Origin of the sequence: Spirillospora sp. NPDC048819, assembly GCF_040650055.1 — a bacterium.
Taxonomy (GTDB): Bacteria; Actinomycetota; Actinomycetes; order Streptosporangiales; family Streptosporangiaceae; genus Spirillospora.
On sequence record NZ_JBEZGN010000001.1, the window covers coordinates 64,480 to 82,174 of the forward strand.

Annotated in this window: 18 protein-coding genes; 6 read left to right on the top strand and 12 right to left on the bottom strand. The window is 71.6% G+C overall.

Annotated features, from left to right (window positions below; translation table 11 throughout):
- Positions 1–24: 24 nt before the first annotated feature.
- On the bottom strand, positions 25–510 hold the full coding sequence (locus AB0C35_RS00270) for a MarR family winged helix-turn-helix transcriptional regulator (RefSeq protein WP_358448809.1): 486 nt from the start codon (positions 508–510) through the stop codon (positions 25–27).
- 51 nt (positions 511–561) lie between these two features.
- Between AB0C35_RS00270 and AB0C35_RS00275 the strand changes: the two genes are divergently transcribed.
- Positions 562–1,155 carry a hypothetical protein gene (locus AB0C35_RS00275; RefSeq protein ID WP_358448811.1) on the top strand — a complete coding sequence of 198 codons (594 nt, stop codon included), beginning with the start codon at positions 562–564 and terminating at the stop codon, positions 1,153–1,155.
- Positions 1,140–2,018: an LLM class flavin-dependent oxidoreductase gene (locus AB0C35_RS00280; RefSeq protein ID WP_358448813.1), complete on the top strand. Its 879-nt coding sequence runs from the start codon at positions 1,140–1,142 to the stop codon at positions 2,016–2,018. Before AB0C35_RS00275 ends, AB0C35_RS00280 begins: the two co-directional genes overlap by 16 nt.
- A 21-nt stretch (positions 2,019–2,039) precedes the next feature.
- On the opposite strand, the gene AB0C35_RS00285 is transcribed toward AB0C35_RS00280, so the two are convergent.
- The 5 genes from AB0C35_RS00285 to AB0C35_RS00305 form a co-directional block, all read right to left on the bottom strand.
- Positions 2,040–2,756, bottom strand: coding sequence for an ABC transporter permease (locus AB0C35_RS00285; protein ID WP_358448815.1), 717 nt, complete (start codon positions 2,754–2,756; stop codon positions 2,040–2,042).
- Positions 2,753–3,676 (bottom strand): ABC transporter ATP-binding protein, encoded by a 924-nt coding sequence (locus AB0C35_RS00290; RefSeq protein WP_358448817.1) that lies wholly within the window; start codon positions 3,674–3,676, stop codon positions 2,753–2,755. The genes AB0C35_RS00285 and AB0C35_RS00290 overlap by 4 nt, the downstream gene beginning before the upstream one ends.
- Positions 3,677–3,807: 131 nt before the next feature.
- Positions 3,808–4,686: an ABC transporter permease gene (locus tag AB0C35_RS00295; RefSeq protein ID WP_358448819.1), complete on the bottom strand. Its 879-nt coding sequence runs from the start codon at positions 4,684–4,686 to the stop codon at positions 3,808–3,810.
- Positions 4,683–5,627 carry an ABC transporter ATP-binding protein gene (locus tag AB0C35_RS00300; protein ID WP_358448821.1) on the bottom strand — a complete coding sequence of 315 codons (945 nt, stop codon included), beginning with the start codon at positions 5,625–5,627 and terminating at the stop codon, positions 4,683–4,685. Before AB0C35_RS00300 ends, AB0C35_RS00295 begins: the two co-directional genes overlap by 4 nt.
- Before the next feature lie 85 nt (positions 5,628–5,712).
- Positions 5,713–6,702, bottom strand: a complete 990-nt coding sequence (locus tag AB0C35_RS00305; RefSeq protein ID WP_358448823.1) for a DUF389 domain-containing protein — start codon at positions 6,700–6,702, stop codon at positions 5,713–5,715.
- A gap of 104 nt (positions 6,703–6,806) precedes the next feature.
- Here AB0C35_RS00305 and AB0C35_RS00310 point away from each other — a divergent pair, with 104 nt between their 5' ends.
- Entirely contained in the window at positions 6,807–7,499 is a 693-nt protein-coding gene (locus tag AB0C35_RS00310) for an HNH endonuclease family protein (RefSeq protein WP_358448825.1), read from the top strand.
- Between the two features lie 44 nt (positions 7,500–7,543).
- Here AB0C35_RS00310 and glmM read toward each other — a convergent pair whose 3' ends face one another.
- The 3 genes from glmM to rplM form a co-directional block, all read right to left on the bottom strand.
- Positions 7,544–8,887, bottom strand: coding sequence for a phosphoglucosamine mutase (glmM, locus tag AB0C35_RS00315; RefSeq protein ID WP_358448827.1), 1,344 nt, complete (start codon positions 8,885–8,887; stop codon positions 7,544–7,546).
- 257 nt (positions 8,888–9,144) lie between these two features.
- Positions 9,145–9,651 (bottom strand): 30S ribosomal protein S9, encoded by a 507-nt coding sequence (gene rpsI / locus AB0C35_RS00320; RefSeq protein WP_358448829.1) that lies wholly within the window; start codon positions 9,649–9,651, stop codon positions 9,145–9,147.
- 115 nt (positions 9,652–9,766) lie between these two features.
- Positions 9,767–10,219 carry a 50S ribosomal protein L13 gene (gene rplM / locus AB0C35_RS00325; protein WP_358448831.1) on the bottom strand — a complete coding sequence of 151 codons (453 nt, stop codon included), beginning with the start codon at positions 10,217–10,219 and terminating at the stop codon, positions 9,767–9,769.
- Between the two features lie 602 nt (positions 10,220–10,821).
- Here rplM and AB0C35_RS00330 point away from each other — a divergent pair.
- From AB0C35_RS00330 to AB0C35_RS00340, 3 genes are all read left to right on the top strand, one after another.
- Complete coding sequence (locus tag AB0C35_RS00330; RefSeq protein ID WP_358448833.1) at positions 10,822–11,760, top strand: CAP domain-containing protein; 939 nt, start codon at positions 10,822–10,824, stop codon at positions 11,758–11,760.
- 118 nt (positions 11,761–11,878) lie between these two features.
- Entirely contained in the window at positions 11,879–13,060 is a 1,182-nt protein-coding gene (locus AB0C35_RS00335) for a hypothetical protein (protein WP_358448835.1), read from the top strand.
- 24 nt (positions 13,061–13,084) lie between these two features.
- A complete protein-coding gene (locus tag AB0C35_RS00340) occupies positions 13,085–14,818 on the top strand; it encodes a hypothetical protein (RefSeq protein WP_358448837.1) in 1,734 nt (577 codons plus the stop codon).
- On the opposite strand, the gene truA is transcribed toward AB0C35_RS00340, so the two are convergent.
- The 3 genes from truA to AB0C35_RS00355 all read right to left on the bottom strand — a co-directional run bounded on the left by truA (position 14,815) and on the right by AB0C35_RS00355 (position 17,630).
- The gene (truA, locus tag AB0C35_RS00345; protein ID WP_358448839.1) at positions 14,815–15,702 is read right to left on the bottom strand and encodes a tRNA pseudouridine(38-40) synthase TruA; all 888 of its coding nucleotides are present in this window, start codon (positions 15,700–15,702) and stop codon (positions 14,815–14,817) included. The two genes, AB0C35_RS00340 and truA, sit on opposite strands and share 4 nt — an antisense overlap.
- Positions 15,703–16,023: 321 nt before the next feature.
- Positions 16,024–16,521 (bottom strand): 50S ribosomal protein L17, encoded by a 498-nt coding sequence (gene rplQ, locus AB0C35_RS00350; RefSeq protein ID WP_358448841.1) that lies wholly within the window; start codon positions 16,519–16,521, stop codon positions 16,024–16,026.
- Positions 16,522–16,616: 95 nt separating this feature from the next.
- On the bottom strand, positions 16,617–17,630 hold the full coding sequence (locus AB0C35_RS00355) for a DNA-directed RNA polymerase subunit alpha (protein WP_358448843.1): 1,014 nt from the start codon (positions 17,628–17,630) through the stop codon (positions 16,617–16,619).
- Positions 17,631–17,695: the final 65 nt, after the last annotated feature.

Here is a 17,695-nt window from a genome sequence, read left to right on the forward strand (position 1 = left end):
TCCGTGGATCGACACAGATTCCGGTCATGAGACCGGGCCCGATCGCTGTGATTCCACGTCGACGAGGTGGGCGACGACCGTGTCGGTCATGGCGGCGAGGGCGTCCACCTGCTCGGGGGTCAGCAGGTCGATGAGGTGGCGCCGCACGGACGCGACGTGACGAGGTGCGGCCTCCTCGATCGTCCGGCGGCCCTCGCCGGTGAGGACCACGACCGCGGCACGGCCGTCGGCGGGACTGGTGTCGCGGGCGACCAGCCCGCGCCGCTGCATCCGGGTCACATGGTGCGACAGGCGGCTCGGCGACCAGCGCATGTGCGCGGCGAGGTCGGTCAGCCGCATCCGGGCGCCGGGCGTCTCGGAGAGGTTCGACAGCACGTCGTAGTCGGCCTCCGACAGGCCCGAGTCGGCCGCCAGATCGCCGGCGAGCTGCCGGTCGAGCAGCAGGGACAGGCGCCGGTAGCCGCGCCAGGCGCGGTCTTCGGCGGGGGTGAGCCAGCGCGGTTCGTCCATGGCGCCATCTTATTTTGACATGTCATGTACCGCCTCCGTATTTTTCTTGACATGTCAAATAAATGGCGGCGGCTGGGCGGCCTGTACGCCGGGCTCGTCCTCTTCGGCGTCAGCATCGGGCTGATGGTCCGCGCCGGACTGGGACTCGACCCGTGGGACGTCCTCCACCAGGGCCTCGCCGGACGGACCGGCCTGCCGCTCGGCTGGATCGTCAACCTCACCGCCGTCCTGGTGCTGCTGCTGTGGTTCCCGCTGCGCCAGCGGCCCGGACTCGGGACGGTCAGCAACGTGATCGTCGTGGGTCTCGCCGTCGACGCGACGCTGACGGTCGTCGCCGAACCGCATCACCTCGGCTGGCGGGTCGCGTTCCTCCTGACCGCCATCGTCGGCAACGGCGCGGCGACGGGCCTGTACATCGGCGCGGGCCTCGGTCCCGGGCCGCGGGACGGGCTCATGACCGGCCTCGCCGCACGCGGCCACTCGATCCGGGTCATGCGCACCGCGATCGAGGCCACCGTCCTGGTGCTCGGCTGGCTGCTCGGCGGCACCGTCGGAATCGGGACCGTCCTCTACGCGGTGAGCATCGGACCCCTCGCCCAGTTCTTCATCGCCAAACTGGAGGTACGACCATGCGCTACGGCCTGAACATCTCCACCTCGGCCGCCCCCGGCGCCGACCCGGCCGCCGACGCCCGCAAAGCCGAGGAACTCGGCTTCGACTTCGTGTCCGCCTCGGATCACCCCTGCACCGCGCACCCGACCATGGAGACCTGGACGATGCTGGCGTGGATCGCCGCGGCGACGTCCAGGATCGGCGTGGCCACCCGCGTCCTGGGCGTCCCCTACCGCAACCCCGCCATGGTCGCGAAGATGGCCGAGACGCTCGACCGGCTGTCCGGCGGGCGGCTGGTGCTCGGGCTCGGCGGCGGATACTCCGACGACGAGTTCCGCGCCTTCGGCATGCGCGTCCCCACCCCGCGGGACAAGATCGACGGTCTTGAGGAGGCCGTCCGCATCACCCGCGGCCTGTGGTCCGAACCGGCCTTCACCTTCCGGGGCCGGCTGCACCACACCGACGCGGCCGACCTGGAGCCCAAACCCGGGCGCCGCATCCCGATCTGGCTCGGCACCTTCGGGCCGAGGGCGCTCGACCTCACCGGGCGGCTGGCCGACGGGTGGATCCCGTCCCTCGGCTTCGCCCCGCCCGACAAGGCCGGGGCCATGCGAGAGCGCGTCCTGGCCGCCGCCGAAGCCGCCGGCCGGGACCCCGCCGACATCACCTGCGCCTACAACGTCGGCGTCCGCGTCGGCGAGCACGCCGGCGACGAGCCCGGCACGGTGAGCGGCCCACCCGACGCCGTCGTCGAAAAGCTCCTCGGCTTCGCCGCCATGGGCTTCACCACGTTCAACTTCATGCCCACCGGTCCCGGGCCCGGCGAGCAGGCCGAGCGGCTCGCCCACGAGGTGCTCCCCGAACTCCGCAAGGAGACGACGGCCCCGACCGCATGACCTCCCGCGCCCGCGCCGGCGTCAGTCGGCGCTGGCGACGGGGAGGGTGCGGAGGCGGAAGGTGGCCAGGAGCGTCGCGGCGACGGCGACCAGGGCCAGCAGCGTGACGGCCAGGGGCAGGCCGACCGTCGACGTCACCGGCGACGCGTCGGTGAGGGCGTCGGTGAGCGACAAGGACCACTGCTGGACGGACGCCGACTTGGCGCCCGGCGCGAAGCTGCCGAGGAGGGTCTCCCAGACCAGCGCGTACAGCAGCCCGATCGTGACGGCGTTGCGGCTCATGACGCCGAGGGCGACGAACACCGCGCTGTAGGTGACGCCGCCGGCCAGGACCCCGATCGCGAAAGCGGGCGTCACCTGCGCGGTCGTGCCGATCAGGACGAGACCCGCCAGCAGCGTCGGGACGACCGCGAACACCGTCACCAGGACGATCGCGACGACCAGCTTGGTCAGCACGACCACCTCGCGCGGGATCGGCTTCGTCAGCACGTACATGATCTGGCCGTCGTCGATCTCCGGCCCGATCACGCCCGTCCCGGCGATCAGCGCGAGCAGGGGCAGCAGGGTCGCGAGCCCGAAGTTCTGCAGGACGTGCGCCGAGAGGTCCAGGTCGTTGTTGCCGGTCGCGCGCAGGATGACCGACAGGACCAGCAGGAGCACCGGCAGGCCCAGCAGGAGCAGCGCCCGCTTGCGGCCGAGCATCGCCCGGAACGTGATCATCGCGATGGTCGGGTTCATCGTGCCACCAGGTAGGAGAAGACGCTTTCGAGGGACTCGTCCGCCGGGGAGACCTCCCAGAGGCGCACGTCCGCGTCGCGGGAGACCTGCGGGAGCAGCCAGGTGAAACGCTGGAAGTCGACGGCCTCGATCTGCAGGCCCTTGTCGGTGAGCTGCACGCTGCGGGCCGAGCCGTCCGCGATGATGGCGGCGGCGAGCCGACGGTCGTCGGACGAGCGGACGAGGAAGATGTGCGGCCGGTCGGTCATCAGCCGGCGGATCTTGCGGAAGTCGCCGGACGCGGCGTGCCGGCCGGCGACGATCACCTCGATGTGGCTGGCGAGCCGCTCCACCTCCTCCAGGATGTGGGAGGAGAACAGGATGGTGCGGCCCTCGTCGGCCATCCGGCGGATGAGGTCCATCAGCTGGAGCCGCTGCCGCGGGTCCATGCCGTTGAACGGCTCGTCCAGCAGGAGGACGGGCGGGTCGTGCACCAGGGCGGACGCCATCTTGATGCGCTGCTTCATGCCCTTGGAGTAGTTGCCGATCTGGCGTCCGGCGGCGTAGTCCATCTCCACCAGGCCGATCGCGCGGCGGGCGGCGGCGGACGGGTCGGGCAGCTTGTGCAGCTTCGCCATCGCGAGGATGAACTGCTCGCCGGTGAGGAAGTCGTAGGCGGCCTCCCGCTCCGGGACGAGGCCCAGGCTGCGGTAGACGCCGGGGTTCTGCCAGATCGGCGCCCCGTCCAGCGTGACGGTGCCGGACGACGCCGCGAGGAACCCGCCCATCATGTGGATGAGCGTCGACTTGCCCGCGCCGTTCGGGCCGAGGAGCCCGGTGACACCCGGCCCGACCTTCATCGAGACGCCGTTGACGGCGACGACGTTGCCGTACCAGCGAGACACGTTCTCCAGAACCAGCTCACTCGGACGCCGCGCCACACCCCCCGGTTCGCTTCGCTCGTTCGGTTCGCCTGTGGGGGGACGACCCCCCACACCCCCCGGTTCGCTTCGCTCCATCGGATGCCCTGTGGGGGGACGACCCCCCACGCCCCCCGGTTCGCTTCGCTCGTTCATGAGAGGCCCGCCTTCCGGAAACGGCGGTACAGGACCGCGATCGAGCCGACGACGATGACGGCGCACAGCGCCAGCGCGACGATGCCGCCGGTGACGCCGGGCGCGATGCCGGGCGAGGACGACTCGGCGCCGAGCAGCCTGACCTGGACGATGTCCACGAGGTTGAACGGGGCGGCCAGCCCGATCCAGCCCTGGAGGGTGAAGTTCGTCCGCGCCTCGGCGATCCCCTGGATGATGCCGACGAACGCGGTGCTGAGCATGTAGACGGCGATGACCGCGGCGACGCCGAAGCCGCGCCGCGGGGTGAACGCCGCGACCACCATCCCGATCGCCGACAGGACGAGCGCGTACAGCACGCAGCCGACCAGGGCGCCCAGGTACTCCAGGAGCTGCTGCCCCGAGTCGGGCGCCTTGGCGACGAGGCCGCCGACGTAAAGGAGGGTGACGGGCGCCGCCATCAGCGCGAACAGCGCGGTCGCCATCGCGGCGCCCTTCGCCAGGACGAAGTCGAGGTGGCCGACGGGCCGCGAGAAGTACAGCGGGATGACGTGGAAGCGCACCTCCCGCGAGGCCAGCACCGGCGCCTGCGTGGCCAGGAAGATCGCCACGATGACCTGCATGACGTTGGCGTACGCGGAGTACGGGATCAGCGCATCGTCCTCCTTGGTGAAGGCGAACGCGGCGACCGACCCGGCGGCGGGCAGCATCATCAGGCCCGCGACGAGAAACGGCATGATCTTGGCGCGTGCGGGGCGGCCGAGGCCGAAGGCGGCGCGCAGGTTGTGGACGTACAGGGACCGCAGCACGTAGGCGCGGCCGTTGCGGCGGCCCTCGTAGTGGCGGTAGCCGATGTCGTGGATCGTGCTCGTGCTCATCGGGACGCCTCCTGCGGGACGGTTCCGGCCGCCTGCGCTCCCGGAGGCTCCGCCTGGAAGACCTCTTCGATGTGGTGGCGGCGCTGCTCCATCCGGATCAGCCGCAGCCCCAGCTCGGCGACACCGTCGCGGACCAGGTCGTAGGTCGTCTCACCGGCGATGTCGACGACGAGGAACCGGCCCTCCGGATGGACGGACACGCCTTGGTCGTAGAGGTGCTGCCCGAGCGTGTCGCGTCCCTCGTCCACCTCGACGGTGAGGAAGCCGCTGGCGGCCGTGTACGCCTCGACGGCCTGGGAGCGCAGCAGCTTCCCGCCGTCGATGATGACGACGTGGTCGCAGACCCGTTCCAGCTCGCCCAGCAGGTGGGACGTGACGAGGACGCTGATCCCGAACTCGGCGCCGATGCGGCGGATCAGGTCGAGCATCTCGTCGCGTCCGGCGGGGTCGAGGCCGTTGGTCGGCTCGTCCAGGAACACGAGCTTCGGGTCGTGGACGAGGGCCTGCGCGAGCTTCACCCGCTGGCGCATTCCGGTGGAGTACCCGCCGATGGGACGGTAGCGCTCCTCGTACAGGCCGACGTGCCGGAGCGTGTCGGCGGCGCGTTCGCGGGCCGCGGTCGGGGGCAGCCCGCACATCCGGGCCATGTGCACGACGAACTCGGTCGCGGACACGTCCGGGGGCAGGCACTCGTACTCGGGCATGAACCCGACGCTCTCCCGGATCCGCAGGCCCTCGCGCGCGATGTCGAGGCCGAGGACGCTCGCGGTCCCCGACGTCGGCGGCAGCAGCCCGAGCAGGATCTTGATGAGGGTCGACTTGCCGGCGCCGTTGGCGCCGACCAGCCCGACGACGCCCGGCTCGACGGCCACGGAGAGGTCGTCCAGGGCGGTCACCCGGGGGAACCTCATCGTCAGGCCCTGCGTGGCGATGATCGGCATGGTTACGAACCTAGCGGCTGGCGGGACGCGGCACGTCAACCTAAAGGGCGATACAGGGGGGCCTTTGGTCCGCCGCCGGATCGACCTAAGTTCGCCCCCTGGTTCTACCCGCGCGGCCGACGAGCCCGGCCGACCACCAGGACCGGCCGTCGTGGCGCAGGGCGGCGCCCCACAGCGCCCGCTGGACGAGGAGGGTGAGCGTCCCCGCGATGATCATTCCGGCGAAGTTGACGGCGAGCTGGAGCAGCGAGCCGGTGATCTCACTGCCGTGCCGGAGCGCCATCGCGACCGCGAGGTTGCCGGCGGCGGGCACGGTGGTGACGGAGATGAACACCCCCACCAGCGCCGACGACTTGCCCGCGGTGAGCGACAGCACCCCGGCGGCGCCGGCGAGCAGCGCGACGATGAAGGACCAGCGGTCCGGGCTGTAAATGAACGCGGTGAGGGGACGCTGGTCGGGCAGCCGGTCCAGCTCGATGACGCCCGTCCAGCGGCTGACGAGCGCGCACACGTAGGTGATCGCTATGGCGACGGTGAACCCGGCCACCAGGGCGCGCACCGCCGCGGTGATGTGCCGCGGCCGCATCCGGACGAGTCCGTAGCAGATCGCCGCGACGGCGCCGAACTCCGGCCCGAGCACCATCGCGCCGACCACCAGGACCGGCGAGTCGATCAGCGCCGCGATCCCGGCCAGCTGCGTGGCCAGCGCGAGGAACGCGACGAACGACCAGGTCAGGGCCGTCCCCTCGGTGACCTGCCGGTCGAGTTCCTCCCACACGACGGCGTCGTCTCCGTGGCCGGGCGCCCGGTCCATGGCCTGCTCGGCGTACTCCGACAGGGTCAGGTCGACCTTGTCGAGGGAGATGGAGCCGTCCCGGTCGATGTTCAGCGTCCGCAGCGCGTCCAGCACCTCGTTGGCGGACTCGCGGGCGACGTCGCTGGTCACGAGGTCGCCGCTCGGGGAGCGCGCCGCGCCGGCGACCACGACGAGGTTGGTGGCGCCGGAACACTCCGCCAGGGCCTCGTAGACCGCGTCGGTGCGGTCCGCCGGGACGATCGCTCTGAGATGCAGCACGAAGGACATCGTGCCGTAACCGGCGGGGGACGTGGCCACAACACGAGCCATGCGGTTTGATCGGTTATCTGTGTAGATATCGATACATACCGGGTGGTGTGGGCATGGCGCGTACGGCTGTGCGGACGGCTGTGGCCGGCCTCGTGCTCGCCGTCCCCCTGGCGGCGGGCTGCGACGCCAGCGTCGGTCTCTCGGAGAGCGGCTCCCCGCCCTCGGGCGGTACCGTGTCTTCGGACGGTGGCGGGCCCACGTCCGGCGACGAGGCCCGCGCCCGCGCCGGCCTCTCCGGGCTGCGGATCGCGTCCGAGGGCGACGGTGACGGCTACGAGCGCGAGAAGTTCGGGACGCGCTGGAAGGACATCGACCGCAACGGCTGCGACCAGCGCAACGACGTCCTCGCCCGCGACCTGGCGGACGTCGGCAAGCGAGGCGACTGCGTCGTCATGACCGGCCGCCTCCGCGACCCCTACACGGGCAAGGCCATCACCTTCGCCAAGAAGGACGCCGCCGAGGTCCAGATCGACCACGTCTACCCGCTCGCGCTCGCCTGGCGGATGGGCGCCTCACGCTGGAGCGAGGACCGGCGGGAGAAGTTCGCCAACGACCACGCCAACCTCCTCGCCGTGTGGGGCGTGCCCAACCGGCAGAAAAGCGACTCCGGGCCCGGCGAATGGAAGCCGCAGAAGAGCTTCCAGTGCACCTATGCGATCAAGTACATCACCGTCGCCGAGAAGTACTCACTGCCCGTGACCCGCGCCGACCACAACGCCCTCCAAGACTTCCTCGGACGCTGCTGAGCCCCGCGACCCCGCCCTGAGACCGGCGAACGCCGGACCTGCCACTAGCCCAAGGCTTTGCGGACGACGCCGGCGAGATGTTCGGCGACCGACTGCGCCTGCTCCTGCGACGCCGCCTCGACCATCACGCGGACCATCGGCTCGGTGCCGCTGGGCCTGATCAACACCCGTCCCGTGTCGCCGAGGTCCGCTTCGGCGGCGGCGACGGCCGCGGCCAGCTCCGGCGACGTCTTCGCCTGGGACTTGTCGACGTCCTTGACGTTGACCAGCACCTGCGGCAGCCGCGTCATCACCTTCGTCAGCTCGTCCAGCGGACGGCCCCGGCGGACCATCGCGGCGAGCAGGTGCAGGCCGGTCAGGACGCCGTCGCCGGTCGTGGCGTGATCCAGCATGATCACGTGGCCGGACTGCTCGCCGCCGAAGCCGAAGCCGCCCTCCTTCATCGCCTCCAGCACGTACCGGTCGCCGACCGCGGTCTCCACCACGGTGATGCCGGCCTCGCGCATCGCGAGCTTGAACCCGAGGTTCGACATCACGGTCGCGACCACGGTGTCGGCGGCCAGCGCGCCCGCCTCCCGCAGGTCCAGCGCCAGGATCGCCATGATCTGGTCGCCGTCCACGACCTCGCCGGACGCCGTCACCGCCAGGCAGCGGTCGGCGTCGCCGTCGTTCGCGATGCCCACGTCGGCGCCGTGCTCCCTGACGGCCTGGCGCAGCGCCTCCAGGTGCGTGGAGCCGCAGCCGGAGTTGATGTTGAGGCCGTCCGGCGCCGTCCCGATCGTGAACACCTCCGCGCCGGCGCGGCGCAGCGCCTCCGGCGCCACGTCGCAGGACGCGCCGTTCGCGCAGTCGACCACGACGCGCAGGCCGTCCAGCGACACCGGGAGCGTCGACAGCAGGTGCGCCACATACTGCTCGACCGCGCCGTGCGCGTCCCGGACCCGGCCGACCCCCGCGCCCGTCGGCGGGTCCCACACCTCGCCGAGCCGCGCCTCGATGCGGTCCTCCAGCTCGTCCGGCAGCTTGTAGCCGCTGCGGTCGAAGAACTTGATGCCGTTGTCGGGGGCCGGGTTGTGCGACGCCGACAGCATCGCGCCGAGGTCGGCGTCCAGCGCGTGCGTCAGGTACGCGACCGCGGGCGTCGGCAGCACGCCGAGGCGCAGCACGTCCACCCCGGAACTCGCCAGGCCCGCCACGACGGCCGCCTCGAGGAACTCACCGGAGGCCCGCGGGTCGCGTCCGACCACCGCGAGCGGCCGGTGGCCTTTGAAGGCGCCCTGCTCGCCCAGTACCCGCGCCGCCGCGATGGACAGGTCCATGACGAGCGGGGCGGTCAGATCGCGGTTGGCGAGCCCTCGCACGCCATCGGTCCCGAACAGACGAGCCACAGTTCAACTCCCGAGAGGACGAAAACCGCGCTGACGCGAAACGGGGGCACACCCCGCCGCGCCGCGCGGTGAGATCTGGTGGGCACCGAGTCTGCCATCCGCCCGGGGCGCACGCGGCCGCGATGACAGGGCCGGTCTTGGACGGGGCCCTGAAGACTCGGACGGACCCTGAAAACAGGACGAGCCGCCGCACCCGGTGCGCCGGCCACGCGGGCCGGCGGTGCGAAGAGACCGGGTGCGACGGCTCGTACCGTCGATCAACGCTTGCTGTACTGGGGGGCCTTACGGGCCTTCTTGAGACCGGCCTTCTTGCGCTCCGGCACCCGCGCGTCACGGGTGAGGAAGCCGGCCTTCTTCAGCGCCGGGCGGTGCTCGATGTTCGCGAACTGCAGCGCGCGGGAGATGCCGAGGCGCAGCGCGCCGGCCTGGCCGGTGGTGCCGCCGCCGTTGACGCGGGCGAGCACGTCGAACTGGCCCTCCAGGCTCAGCAGCACGAACGGCTCGTTCACGATCTGCTGGTGGACCTTGTTCGGGAAGTACTGGTCCAGGGTGCGGCCGTTGACCTTCCACTGGCCGGTGCCGGGGACGATGCGGACCCGCGCGATGGCCTGCTTGCGGCGGCCGGTGCCGGCGGCGGGGCCGGTCGCGACGGGCTGGCCGAGGAAGCTCTCGCCGGCCGCCTCGGGGGTCTCGGTGCTGTACTCGGACGGCGCGTCCTCGTACGAGTCGAGCTGCTCGGTGCCCGGCTCGGTGGTCTCGTCCACGGTTCTCCTCGGGTGTTCTGGCCAGGGCGGCTGGCCCGCGTCCTGCGGGTGCCCCGGCGGCCACGTGTTCCTGGACGCGTGTTCCAGGACGCGCACGATCGGCTCGTGCGCGCTTCTACTTGCTGATCTGGCTGATCTGGGTGATCTCGAACGGAACCGGCTTCTGCGCCTGGTGCGGGTGGTCCGGCCCGGCGTAGACCTTCACCTTGCCGAACATCTTCCGGCCGAGGGAGTTCTTGGGCAGCATGCCCTTGATCGCCTTCTCGACGGCGCGCTCGGGGTTCTTGGCCAGCAGCTCGGTGTAGGACACCGACCGCAGGCCGCCCGGGTAGCCGGAGTGCCGGTAGGCCCGCTTGCGCTCGGCCTTGTTGCCCGACAGCGACACCTTGTCGGCGTTCACGATGACGACGAAGTCACCGGTGTCGAGATGCGGGGCGTAGATCGGCTTGTGCTTACCCCGAAGCAGCTGCGCGACCTGACTGGCGAGACGGCCCAGCACGACATCGGTCGCGTCGATGACGTACCACTGACGCTGGACGTCAGCGGGCTTAGGGGTGTACGTGCGCACGGTCGTAGGCCTTCGTTTCTCGTCGACTTCTCAGCGGTTTCGGTCCTCGCCCGCCCTCGCGGACGGGTGATAGTTCTCAGCGGAATCCTGCTCGCGCCGATCAGAAACCTCGTCCGACCTGGCGCTCCGGGAGGCCGGGGCCCGTAACCGGCGCCCACGCCGAAAGCGCGAGCACTCCGGGGCACACCGACACGTCGTCGCGTCGCCTGGACGCCCGCACCGGGCAGGCGTCGACGCACACAACAAACACGCAGAATACCTGGCCGCGAAGCGAAGAGCAAAGCAGGGACGCGACCGCCGCGCCGGGCCCGCACACCGGGTGGTCAAGGCGGTGGCGTCACGTCCCGCCGGGGCCGGCCTTCTCGCGAGACGGTCGGCATCCTGATGATCACCCTATGTAGTACTTGATCCTTTTTCGGGCGATCTTCGTTACCAGATGTACATATGAGGATATTGTGCCGGGCGACCAGGTCCACGCCGGCTCCGGTCGGCCCGCACACGGGAGCCCCCCGCTGTCTACTCCCCGCAGACCAGGCGAACCCGCCGGACGCCGCCGCCCCGGACACACCGGGCGGGACGGCGCCGCACCTCGTGACGCCGCCGTGCGCGGCGCCTCCCCGTCTCGCGACGAACTCGTCGCCGGTGGTCCACGCCGCGCCGCGTCCCACTCGGGACCGCCGCCCGGCGGCGGCCGCCGGCCCCAGGGCGGCAGGCCCCCGGGCGGCCGCCCGCCGGGCAAGGGACGCAAGCGCTCCCGGGCCAAGGGCATGACCGGCATCGTGGTGGCCGTCACCGCGTCCGGTCTCGCCATCAGCACCGGCGTGGCGATCGACCGTTTCCTGCTGCCCGAACTCCGGTCGGAGCGGACGTCCGCGTCCGGGCCCGACACGCGGCCGTCCACCGTGGTCCCGCCCGGGCCGCAGAGCGACCCGTCGCGCACTCCCGAGACGTCGGGCGGCGCGGGCGGCGCACAGCCGTCCGGCGGCGCCCCGGCGCCCACCGGGGACGTGCGGACGCCACCGCTGAAGGCGATGCGCGACCCGAGCCGCACGGCCGCCGAGCCGTCCAAGTCCAGTGAGCCGCCGGCGTCGACCAGGGAACCGTCCGGCGGCGGAACCTCCTCCGGCGGCTCGGGCGGTTCCGGCGGCTCGTCGTCGGGATCGTCCGGCCCCGAGGCGGCCGTGGTGTCGCTCACCAACGCCGAGCGCGCCGAGGCCGGCTGCAAACCGCTGCGCATCGACCAGCGGCTCGTCACCTCGGCCCGCAGGCACTCCGCCGACATGGCGGCCAACGACTACTTCTCGCACACGTCGCAGAACGGCGACAGCCCGTGGAAGCGGATGGAGGACGCCGGCTACCCGAGCCCCGGCGCGGAGAACATCGCCAAGGGCTACCCCACTCCGGCGGCCGTGATGGAGGGCTGGATGAACAGTCCCGGGCACCGGGCCAACATCCTGAACTGTGACCTGCGCGCCATCGGCGTGGGCAAGGCATCCGGCTCCGGCGGGCCGCTCTGGACGCAGAATTTCGGCTGGAAGTGACCCGCCCCCGCTCCGGCAAGTGACCTTCGGCAAATCCCCGGCGTCCGATTCGCCCCCATGTCATGGTGGGTGTTCCGAAGGTCCCGAGCCCTGAACGAGGAAAGGTAAGGTCCAACGCATGGGTTATCCGGGCGATCAAGGCCAGCCCGGCGGCCGGCCCCCTCGGCAGCCGCCGCACACGCCGTACGGACCCGGAGCCGAAGTGCCGCCGTACGGCCGTCCCGACCACGAAGCCCCCTTCGCGCCGCGCGACGCGGGGCCCGGCGTGATGCCGCAGGGCGGCGGGCCGCCGGGTGAGCCCTTCGGCGGCGAGCCGTTCGGCAGTGAGCCGTTCGGCAGTGAGCCGTTCGGCAGTGAGCCGTTCGGCGGGCCGGCGGAGCAGACCGCCGCCTGGGGCGACGAGCCCGTCGCGGGCAACGCGCACGGCTCGTACCCGCCGGGCCAGTTCGAAGCGGACCGGTACGGCGGCGACCAGTTCGGCGGCGACCGGTTCGAGGACCCGTACGGCCCCGGCGGAGGCATGCCGCCCGGGCCGTCCGGCGGGCCGCCCGGCGGGCCGCCCCGGCCCGAGCGGCGCCGCAACCTGCCACTGATCATCGGTGGCGCGGCGGCCGCGGGGCTCCTGCTCATCGCCGGCGGCATCGGGCTGTCGTCGGTGCTGGAAGGCGACTCCGAGAAGAAGGACCCGAAGCCGGCCCAGGCCGTGACACCGACGCCCACGCCGAGCCCCACGAAGCCCGTCCTGGCGCCGGTGAAGCTGAAGAGCCGCGTCACCGACCCCAAGCCGCTGACGCTCAAGGAGGTCTTCGGCAACGGGAAGTTCGAGGCGCGCGGCCACAAGTACGTGCGGACGGCCGCGAGTTCCAAGAAGAGCTGCACCGCCGTCGTCGGCGGCGCCGCACTGGATAAGGCCCTCAAGCAGGGCGACTGCACGCAGGCGCTGCGCGCGACCTACGCGCTGACGGAGGGCCAGCTCATCGGCACCGTCGGCGTGTTCAACCTCGAGACCGAGGCCGCCGCGGAGAAGGCCGTCAAGGCCGCCGCCGACAAGGACGCCTTCCTGCTGGCACTGCCGGGCAAGGGCGTCTCCAAGACCAACGGCAAGGGCGAGGCGCTCGGCACCTCGCAGGCCCGCGGCCACTACCTGCTCATGACGTGGGTTCAGCGGCCGGACGGCAAGAAAATCGCGAAGAAGTACCATAACACCGTCCGCATCTTCGGTATGGAGATGGTGAAGGGCAGCAACCTGGCGCTGGCCCTGCACTACAGGGAAACCGAAGGCAAGCCCCTCCAGAAGTGACCGGTTTGAATACCCTCTCTGCCTATGTCTGGACCTAGAGACACCCGGGACTCCGCCGAGCAGGCGGGGACGCCGGCCGTCCCCTCCGACTCGGCGCCGCCCAGCTTCGGCGGCGCGGTCCCCCCGGCCGACCCGCCTCCGGCGGACGCGGCGCCCTCCGCCGGAGAGGCGGAGCCCACGGCGTCCGCCTCCCTCCGGCTGCCCGCGTTCGGCCTGCAGGCTCCCTGGTGGGCCGCCGAGTCCTCGGAGACGGCCCCGCCCGCCGAAGGCACGCCCACCGCAGGCCCGGTCACCACAGACCCGGTCACCACAGGCACGCCCGCCGAAGGCCCGGTCTCCGAGGAGACGCCCGCCGAGGCACCGGACGACGAGGTCGTCTTCGGCGCCGAACCCGCCGCGGACGATCCGCCCGGCCCCGGGGCCGTCGGCGTCCCGCCCGGGACGCTCGTCGCCGGCGTCGGCGTGCCCACCATCGACTCCCGCCGGGCCGTCCCCGCCGAGCCGATCGTGAAGCGACCACTGGCGTCCGGCGACACCGACCCCGACGGCTTCCCCGCCATCCGGCCGGAGGACGATGCACCGGCGGACGACCCACAGGCCGGTGCCGACGCCGAACCTCCGGGCTCTCCGGACTCCCCCGACCACGACACGACAGAGGACGAAGCCGCCGTGGACGAGACCGTCGTGAAGAACGCGGCGGAAGACCGCCCCTCCGAAGCGGCCCAGCGCCCCGAGGCTCCGGCCGCGCCGGAGGAGGCCGCGGAGCCGTCGGCCTTCGAGAAGGCCAGGCATGCGGAGGACACGTCCGCCGCTTCGCCCGGGCCGGTCCTCGAACCGGACGCGATCCTGCCGGTCGGCGTCGCGCCGCCCACCGGCAGCGGACCGTTCCCGCAGTCCGAGCCGCCCGTGGAAGCCGCGGTGACCGCCGAGCAGGCCGCCGTGATCGCGCCGGTCTACCACACGGAGGGCGGCGTCCCGCTCGACACGCCACCACCGCCGGGCCCGCCTCCCCAGGGCACGCCCAAGAGCGGCGGCGGCGGCAAGCGCCGGCCGCTGCTGATCGGCGGCGGCGCGGCGGTGATCCTCGCCGCGGCCGTCGCCCTGTTCACCATCGGCGGGACGGGATCCAGCGGCGAGCAGGCCGCGGATGTGAAGGCCACCGAGTCACCCGCCGCGGCCGAGCCCAAGCCCACCCCGGCGGACACGCAGTCCCCCGCACCGCCCATCCCGACCACGGGGGTGGACATCACCGACGAGCGGGCCGACACCGAGCCGCTCGCGTTCAAGGACGTGTTCCCCACCGGGGTCGTCAAGCTCGGCGGACGCACCTTCACCCTCGACCGCTGGTCGCTCAACCGCGAGGTGTCGTACGCGGCCCGGGGCTCCATGCTCCAGGTGCTCAAGCAGGAGAAATGCCGCAAGATCATCCGGGCGACCTTCGTCGACCGCTCCCGGTCGCTGGCGGTCACGTCCGGGATCGCGGTGATGCCGACGAAGGAGTCCGCGCTCAGGGTGAGCCAGGCCGGGGATCCCGCCAGGTACGAGTGGTTCCGCGGCATGGGCAGCAAGCACAACCCCGACCTCGACCGGGCGGGCGGGTACGCCGCCGCGACGGTCCGCGGACGGTACGTCGCCTACGCCTACGTCCAGTGGGCGAACGGCAAGAACGCCCAGCCCGGCGACCCGGTGATCAAGCAGGCGGCCCAGCAGTTCCTGGACTACGACCTCCGACCGATCATGGCCCGCGCCCGGGGCTAGCCCCGGGCCTCCAGGTCGGTCGCCGCCGTGGGCGGCTCCGCGCCGGCCGCGGCGGCGGCGTTGAGCGTCCGGACGCGGCGCGTCTCCTGCGCGCGCTTGGCCAGGCTGTCGTCGTCCGGGTAGCGGATCTCCTCCAGCGACAGCCCGTGCGCGGACACCACGGTCACCCCCGAGTCGCGGACGCGGGCGGCCAGCACCTCGGCGGGCCACTCCACCTCGCGGCGTCCGTCCCCGACCATCAGCAGCGCACCGATGAGCGCGCGGACCATCGAATGGCAGAACGCGTCCGCCTCCACGGTCGCGAGAGCGAGATACGGGTCGCGCTCATCGCGGGCCCACTCGTAGCGCAGCAGTTCCCGGATGGTCGTCGCGCCCTCCCGCCTGCGGCAGTACGCGGCGAAGTCGTTCTCGCCCACCAGCAGCCGCGCGGCCTCGTTCATCCGGTCCAGATTCAGGGGACGCGGATGCCACAGCACGTCGTGGCGGCGCAGCGGCTCCACACCGAACGGGTTGTCGCACACCTTGTACACGTAGCGGCGCGACAGCGCCGAGAACCGCGCGTCGAACCCCTCCGGGGCGATCGACACGCGCCACACCCGCACATCGGGCGGCAGCAGCCCCGCCAGGCGACGCGGCATCGTCCCGTTGATCGCGGAGTACGCCGCGACGGGCACCACCAGATGGGCGACCTGGCCCCGGGCGTGGACGCCGGCGTCGGTGCGGCCGGCGACGGTGAGCATGGGCGGCGGATCCAGTCGCAGCATGCGCGCCAGCGCGTCCTCGATGACGCCCTGGACGGTCCGCTGGTTCGGCTGTCTCGCCCAGCCCGCGAAGTCCGACCCGTCGTAGGAGATGTCGAGCCGGAGTCGTACAAGAGCGGTCATGTCAGCCGGATTGTCCCTTTGCGCCACTGCCCGTCCATTCCTCCCGATGAGCAGTATTCATCGGGCACTCCCCTGACACGCTCCCCGGCAATCGTCGCCCCCCTGACATGACCATGGGATCAAGTCTGGCAAAGATCAGGCCCGCCGTCCCGGAGGGGGATCGGCGGGCCCGTTCATCATGTCGGCCGAAACCGTCAACGCAATGGCCAAGGGATCGATCAACCCCGCGTGCGCGGGGAGCACCGCTCGATCACAGCCATGGGGGCGTTGTCGCCCGGATCATCCCCGCATGCACGGGGCGCACCCTTGGCAACCGGCACTTTACTTAGCGTCGCCCTCGTTGTCTTCGGTTTCCGCCGCCTCGTCCTTCGTGTCCTCGGCCTTGCTGAGGGTGACCTCGCCCTCGGCGGGGAGTTCCTCCTCGCTTACCTTCGGCGCGGTCGTGACGGTGGCGGCCGGCATGGGCTCGGCCACCAGTTCGATCACGGCCATCGGGGCAGCGTCGCCCTTGCGCGGACCGATCTTGGTGATGCGGGTGTAGCCACCGGGACGGTCCGCGAAGCGCGGCGCGATCTCGGTGAAGAGCTCGTGCAGGACGCTCTTGTCGCGGATCGTCCTCGCCGCGAGGCGACGGTTGTGCAGGTCGCCCTTCTTCGCCTTGGTGATCAGCTTCTCCGCCAGCGGACGCACCCGCCGGGCCTTGGCCTCGGTGGTGGTGATCCGGCCGTGCTCGAACAGCGCCGTCGCCAGGTTCGCCAGAATCAGCTTCTGGTGCGCGGCGCTGCCGCCGAGGCGCGTGCCCTTGGTGGGCTTGGGCATGGTGCTTCCTTCCTGCGCCGGCCGTACCAGGTACCGGCGTCAGCTGGTTCCGGGCGGCCGGGGAACGGGCCCCCGGCCGCCGGAATCTGGATTTGTCAGTACTGCTCGGTCTCGGCGTAGCTCTGGTCGTCGTCGCTGTAGGCGTCCGCCGCCGCGCTCGGGTCGAACCCGGGCGGGGAGTCCTTCAGCGACAGGCCCATGTCGTTGAGCTTCTGCTTGACCTCTTCGATCGACTTGGCGCCGAAGTTGCGGATGTCGAGCAGGTCCTGCTCGCTGCGGGCGACGAGCTCGCCCACCGAGTGGATGCCCTCGCGCTTGAGGCAGTTGTAGGAGCGGACGGTGAGGTTCAGCTCCTCGATCGGCAGGGCCAGGTCCGCGGCGAGCGCGGCGTCCGTCGGGGACGGGCCCATGTCGATGCCCTCGGCCTCGACGTTGAGCTCCCGGGCGAGGCCGAACAGCTCGACGAGGGTCTTGCCGGCGGAGGCGACCGCGTCGCGCGGCAGCATCGCCTGCTTGGTCTCCACGTCCAGGATGAGGCGGTCGAAGTCGGTGCGCTGCTCGACTCGGGTCGCCTCGACCTTGTAGGTGACCTTCAGCACGGGCGAGTAGATGGAGTCGATCGGGACCCGGCCGATCTCCTGGCCCGGCTGCTTGTTCTGCGCGGCCGAGACGTAGCCGCGGCCGCGCTCGACCGTCAGCTCCATCTCCAGCTTGGCCTTGTTGTTCAGCGTGGCGATGTGCAGGTCCGGGTTGTGGACCTCGACGCCCGCCGGCGGCGCGATGTCGGCCGCGGTCACCTCGCCCGGGCCCTGCTTGCGCAGGTACATGACGACCGGCTCGTCGTGCTCGGACGAGACGACGAGCTCCTTGAGGTTCAGGATGATGTCGGTGACATCCTCCTTGACCCCGGGCACGGTGGAGAACTCGTGCAGGACGCCCTCGATGCGGATGCTGGTGACGGCCGCACCGGGGATCGAGGAGAGCAGGGTACGACGCAGCGAGTTGCCGATCGTGTAGCCGAAGCCCGGCTCCAGCGGCTCGATGGTGAACCGCGACCGGTACTCGTCGACCTGCTCTTCGGTGAGAGTGGGACGCTGAGCGATGAGCATGGTTGTGCCTTCTTTCCGCGGTGCCCGCTATTTGACTACCGCGTTCTTGAGTGTTCCCCGAACCG